General features: G+C 36.7%; 6 protein-coding genes. 4 read left to right on the top strand and 2 right to left on the bottom strand.

The annotated features are described in order from the left end of the window. Both AC1DND_RS20960 and AC1DND_RS20955 read right to left on the bottom strand, forming a co-directional pair. Positions 1-795 (bottom strand): ferritin-like domain-containing protein (locus AC1DND_RS20960; protein WP_477584575.1); only part of this gene is annotated, 795 nt, incomplete at its 3' end. Between the two features lie 19 nt (positions 796-814). After that, positions 815-1,540, bottom strand: a complete 726-nt coding sequence (locus AC1DND_RS20955) for a ferritin-like domain-containing protein (protein ID WP_477584574.1) — start codon at positions 1,538-1,540, stop codon at positions 815-817. Positions 1,541-1,664: 124 nt separating this feature from the next. Between AC1DND_RS20955 and AC1DND_RS20950 the strand changes: the two genes are divergently transcribed. From AC1DND_RS20950 to scpB, 4 genes are all read left to right on the top strand, one after another. Continuing rightward, complete coding sequence (locus AC1DND_RS20950) at positions 1,665-1,940, top strand: LytR/AlgR family response regulator transcription factor (RefSeq protein ID WP_477584573.1); 276 nt, start codon at positions 1,665-1,667, stop codon at positions 1,938-1,940. Beyond that, complete coding sequence (locus AC1DND_RS20945; protein ID WP_477584572.1) at positions 1,937-2,245, top strand: LytR/AlgR family response regulator transcription factor; 309 nt, start codon at positions 1,937-1,939, stop codon at positions 2,243-2,245. Before AC1DND_RS20950 ends, AC1DND_RS20945 begins: the two co-directional genes overlap by 4 nt. Further along, positions 2,235-5,240: a ligand-binding sensor domain-containing protein gene (locus AC1DND_RS20940; protein ID WP_477584571.1), complete on the top strand. Its 3,006-nt coding sequence runs from the start codon at positions 2,235-2,237 to the stop codon at positions 5,238-5,240. Before AC1DND_RS20945 ends, AC1DND_RS20940 begins: the two co-directional genes overlap by 11 nt. Before the next feature lie 251 nt (positions 5,241-5,491). Further along, positions 5,492-6,058, top strand: coding sequence for an SMC-Scp complex subunit ScpB (gene scpB, locus AC1DND_RS20935; RefSeq protein WP_477584570.1), 567 nt, complete (start codon positions 5,492-5,494; stop codon positions 6,056-6,058). The last annotated feature ends 252 nt before the right edge of the window (positions 6,059-6,310 follow it).

Below are 6,310 nucleotides of genomic sequence, written 5' to 3'. Positions count from 1 at the left end.
GGTTATGCCTGCATTGCCACCTATACCTATAATATTTGCACCAGCTTGTACGGTTAAATCTTCGCCGGCATAAACAGCATCTACCTGAGGAACTCCAGAATCGTTTGCCTGACCTGAAGCACCAAGACTAACCCATGGTTTATATATTGCTGTACCGGCCGCTGTACGCATTTGACGGATGTGAGAAGCATGACGTGCCTCCACCGAGTGGATCTGTAAAGCAGTTTGCAGTACTCCCGGACTTACCAATAAGTTTCCTGCCTGGCCTTTGTATGCTCTAACTCCTGTATCTTCGAAACCTTGTGCTACTGCTAAAAAAGTACCATAATCAGAATATACAGTAGAAAACGTTCCACCTGCTCTAAAATCGGTATCCGCATAGGCAATTGGTGCACGGGCAGAACTTCCCAAAGCACCTACCAATAAATCAACGTGTGCTTTTTCGTGATCACGAATGGTAGTAATGGCGGCTTGACTGGCTGCATTAGGAAAATTAAAAGTAACATCAGTTACTGCCGATCCAGGAGTTTTGCCTACAATACAGTGATTATAAAAATGGTATTCCAAATACTCTAGCGATAATGCAAAGTTCAATACATCAACAACCGCAGCAGGTAAAGCTGTTTGTCCATATGCTTTTTGAAACATTGAACCTAGGGCTAGCGGCATAGCAGCCAAAGAGATTTTTTTGCCCATGTTGAAAAAGCTTTTCATTGCAGCTCTTCTCGGATTTAATCTCTCATAGATTTCACCGTCAACTTTTTCAATTTCTTCTAATATATTTACAATATTCATGATTTTCTGATTTTAAAAATTAAAGATTGATAACATTAATTTTGGTTTTGATATATTTTCCAGCAATGGCTAACACCTTATCTGGCGTTAAAGCTGCATCTAAACCAGCTGAGTTATTGGCACCCAATGGAGCAAGGCTATTTAAATCAGCAAACGACCCGTTTGAGATTAAATCACGAACATAGGCTGCATGACGAGCCTCAACCGAAACAATCTTACCTGCTAACAATAAATAAGTACCATTTTTAATTCTTGGTCCGGCACCATTGTATGCTGCCACGCCCAAATCTTCGAAAGCCATTGCCGTACCTAAAACACTGGCAGAACTGGTAAAATCAATTGATGAAAAATCTACCTCCAAACTTCCTATTGCAGCGGTACTTAAAGCAGCTTTAAAAAACTCCCTGTGTGCAATCTCATGGAACTGGATATCCTGAAAATATGCTTTTTGAGCAGCTGTGAAACTTGCAGGAGGTGCTGAAGCAACTTTTATATAAAATGCGGCCTCTAATTGCTCTAAAGCATATGCATAATTTAATACGCCGAAATCATCTTTAAAATCTAAGGTTGCGCCTCCCATAATAGGATTCTCGTAACCACGATCTTTTTTACAACCGGCCGCAACCAAGGCGATGCCAGCAGCGCCTGCACCTGCATACTGAAGAAAAGATCTTCTGCCTACAGTTTTGTCAAATAAACTTTTTTCCTGAAGTTCATTTTTTGTTTCTAGTTCATTGTGTTTCATAGTAATCTATGTTTAGTGGTTTTGAATTCGTTTGATGATACATACGTGACAATCAGAACACTGGTTTTTTTGATTTGCATTTTTTTTTGTAAGCGCATTTTAATACATTCACCAACCTATAGTTATGACAACATTAAAAGCCATTATTGTTGATGATGAGGAGTTTGCCCGATCATCATTGTTTTTTTTACTGCAACAGAACTGTCCACAGGTAGAAATTACCGGTATTGCAAGATCTGTAGCGGAGGCGAAAGATATTCTGGCACACCATCCTATTGATTTAATCTTTCTGGATATAGCAATGCCCGGAGGGAATGGTTTCGAATTAATTCCTGATGCTCAAAAACATAATGCAGCAGTTATATTTACTACCGTCCCTATGGCCAAGGTTTTAAAATGATTGATATCGATGATATCATTTATATCGAAGCCGATAGCAATTACTCTATTGTACACTTAAATAACCATGATAAAATAACGGTTTCGAAAGTTTTACGGGAATTTGAAGAGCTTTTACCGGGCGACCAATTTGTACGGATCCATAAGTCGAGCATCATCAACCTTAACCATTTAAAAGAGTATAATTCTAAAAACGGACTTCAGGTTTTCTTAAAAAATGGAGAAAGTATTAATATTTCGCGAAGAAGAGCAAGCGATTTTTTTGAAAAAATAAAATTATTTACAAAAGCGAACAGTGATCATTAAACTAGGCAAAAAAGTGCTTTTATTTACTGAAAAAGCAATACTGAAGTTAAGCTTCAGCCGCTCTTTTATTGCTTTTTTATTCGGGCTTATTATATTTATCGCTCCAAAAACGCTGCTTGCTCAAACCACTTACCTCCCCCATTATAATACTAAAAATGGGCTGGCCAGCAACAACTGTTATTACATTTTACAGGATAAAAAAGGCTTTATCTGGATTGCAACGGATAACGGATTGAGCCGTTTTGATGGTACAAATTTCCAGAATTTTACGATTGAAGACGGACTTCCCGATACCCAGATCCTCCAGATGAAAGAGGATAAAGATGGCCGCTTGTGGTTTTTTGCCTTAAACGGCCAGCTTAGCTACTTAAAAGAAGGGAAGTTTTACAACCAGGATAATGACGAACTGCTTAAAAAGCTAAACTTTAATACGGTAATTGTTTCCTTTTTAGTAGATAAACTGGGGCGGATTTGGCTCGGAACCAATGCCAACCTGATTGTTTGCTGGGACGGAAAAACGATTAAAAAGTACATTTCGCCTAATCCAAATGACAAATTTATCAATGCCTTTATACACGAAGATGAGCAAGGTAATATATTCGCCTATAGCGATTTAAGTGTACAGAAATTTAATGGAAAAACTTTTTCCATGGTCCGTTCAAAAGTGCAGCCCCTCTCGTACATGACTGCTGTCAATTCTACCCACAGATCTTTATTTTATCTAGATGCTGGCGGCTTAAAACAATATAGACATGGAACTATCAACGATCTCATATCTATTCCTCAGAATCTCATCAAGAACATGTCGGGTTATTTTTATTACGACATTGCCAGTAAAGAAGTTTGGCTATCGAATGCCAATGGTGCCTTTGCTTTGGATAAAAGCGGAAAAACTGTTCAATATCTACAGGATATCTCTGTCAATCAAATCATTAAAGATAGTAACCAAAACATGTGGTTTGCCACCAATCAGGGTATTTATATGCTTCCTAATGCAAATAACCGTTTATCCATCATTGATGCCGAATCGGGCCTGAGTAGTAACGTAATTAAAAGCATTACCAAAGATGGAAAAAACCGCCTCTGGCTGGGTACCGATGATGCCGTAATCGACGTATTAACCATCAACAATTACCAGGTAAATGAAATTGGTTTAGACGATTTCAAGAAATACAAAACCATTAAACAGGTTACTTTCGATCCAAAAGATCAATCTATATATTTTGCATCCGATTATGGAATGGGTGTTTTTAAAAATATCTACAATGGCAATAGCGAAGTAAAATATTTAAAAGAATCGAACAACTCTATGTTCGTGATCAAACATTTTAGTATCGGCAAGAATAACGACCACCTGGCTCTGGCTCTTTCATCGGGTGTTGTTTTTTTATCGGACAGAAGAAACAAATTTGAGTTTAACGCTGCGAAATACCGCGAAAAGGAAGATTTTTTTAAAGACAGGTCTTATCACGTTTTTTACGACAGCGAAGGGAATTTGTGGTTTTCGAATATTAACGGGCTGTCTCAATTTTCGAAAGGGAAATTAATTAAACATTACGAAAATCATCCTCTACTTACCAAAAGGATAAATGATATTCAGCAGCTTGCAGACGGCACTTTGATTTTGGCAACAGATGGTTATGGTTTAATTTTCTATAAGAACAGGCAAATTACCCGACAGATTACCCAAAAAGATGGCCTAACCAATAATATCTGCACCAAAATATTTGTAAAAAATAACGAAATATGGGTGTTAACAAACAAAGGTGTAAACAAAATAGCCGATTATCCCAATCAATTCACCGTGACCAATTTCGACTATGGTAAGGACCTTTTGAGTGATGATATCAACAGCTTGTTTATTGATGATAGTACGGCCTATTTTGCAACAAACAAAGGCCTGATCCTATTTAAGTACAACAATAAAAACATAGTTAAGAATCTTCCTAAGGTTTACGTTACTTCTATTATTAAGGATAATGAGCGTTTGCCGGTTGATCAAGGTAATTTTACTTTCGAAACCGGTAACAATACGATTCTATTTACCTTTAGTGCAGTCGATTTTACCACGAGTGACATCACTTATCGTTACCGTTTAAATGAAAATTCAGCTTGGGTAGAAACCCGCACGAGGCGGTTAGATTTTTCTTCACTACAATCAGGTGATTACATATTTGAGGTAAGTGCCAAAAGCCAAAATGGTAATTGGGGCGAATCGGCAAAAATAGCTTTTACCATTAAAAGGCATTTTTGGCAAAGCTTATGGTTCTTATCTATTTTGATCCTGCTGGTAGCCTATATTTTTTATAAAGTGGCAGTTTATATTACCCGTAAGCAAAAAGATAAAGAGCAAGAGCAATTGTTGTTAAAAAACAAAGTTCTGATGCTCGAGCAACAAGCCCTACAGGCGATGATGAATCCACATTTTGTTTTCAACGTAATGAATTCGATCCAGCATTATATCAATACGCAAAATACGGCTTCAGCAAATAAGGTTTTAACGGGTTTTGCCAGATTGATCAGAAAGAACCTGGAGATCTGTACCAAAAGTTACATCTCTTTAGAGGAAGAACTAGAATACTTAAATCTTTATTTGAAATTAGAGAAGAACCGTTTCGGCGATAAATTAAAATACATTTTTAATATTGATGAAGAAATTGATAAAGAAGAAACCTTTATCCCATCTATGTTGTTGCAACCTTACGTAGAAAATGCAATATGGCATGGCATTATGCCAAAAGAAACAGGTGGTGAAATCCTGATCAATATTAAACTGAAAGATGAATTCTATCTCAACATCGAAATTATTGACGATGGGATTGGAATTGACAACTCTTTAAAGGATAAAAAGGAAACACACATTAGTAAAGGAATGCAGTTAACCAAAGAAAGATTGCACCTTTTAGGTCAGATTGGAGCAAAACCTATACACTTAAACGTTAGCCAGAATACCACAAATGGTACAACAGTATCGATTTCTATACCGTTAAAATAGAAAATTTACCGTTTACTCAATTATTAATACCACTCACTAAATAGAATCTTGATCGAACCCTCTTTAGCCTTAAACTTGTGTTAGAAATAAACGATAGTGTTTATCAAAGACGTTCTTATAGAATTGATATAGATATTTAATAACCTAACCTAAAACTATATCTTAATTCAGGTTTCATTTGTGTGTTGAAAGCGGTCTTGTTTTTAAAAGCGAGACCGCTTTTTTTATGCCCAAAAATTCTATTTTTGTATATGCCCAATAACAACATCACCAGGCACATCGAAGCCCTCGTATTTTCTTCCAGCCAAAGCATAGGTACGCAAGAAATTATACTTGCCTTAAATGTCGTTTTCAATGAAGAATTTACCGAAACACAGGTGTTCGAAAGCATAGAGCAGATTAAAGAAAAATATAGCCATGATGATTTTGCCATCGAATTGGTATTCTTAAACAATGGTTACCAGTTTCTCACCAAAAAAGATTACCATGAAACGGTTAATCAACTTCAGTTACACCGCTCGAAGAAAAAATTAAGTCAGGCCGCGATGGAAACACTTGCCATTATTGCCTACCGCCAACCGATAACCAAATTGGAAATTGAACAGATCAGGGGTGTAAATTCAGATTATTCGGTGCAACGCCTGCTGGAAAAAGAGCTGATCAGTATCGATGGAAAAGCAGAAACGCCCGGTAGGCCTATCCTATATAGCACCAGCACATTATTTATGGATTATTTTGGTTTAAATAACCTAAACCAGCTTCCTCAGTTAAAAGACATCGTAAAAGAGGAAAATACTGTTGGAGAAAATGTGGAATAAATAAATTAATTTCTTTGCTTCCAGATTGTTATTAAAAAAAGTTTTTTTGTATTTTTAAACTATAAAAGCAATTTTTATTTTTGTGTTATGAAAGCGCCAAAGAAACTCCCAACTAAGCCGACTACCAAGAAACAGGTAGACGAAGACGATGATCTTGAAGATGACGATATTCAAACAACGAAAAAGAAGCCTCAAGATGATGACGATGATGATTTTGATATGCCATTAGATGATCTTGACAACTTCGATAAC

It is taken from the genome of Pedobacter sp. 01N416 (assembly GCF_056399685.1).
Note: the sequence above shows the minus strand (reverse complement) of the source record. Positions and strands in the feature narration are given on the sequence as shown.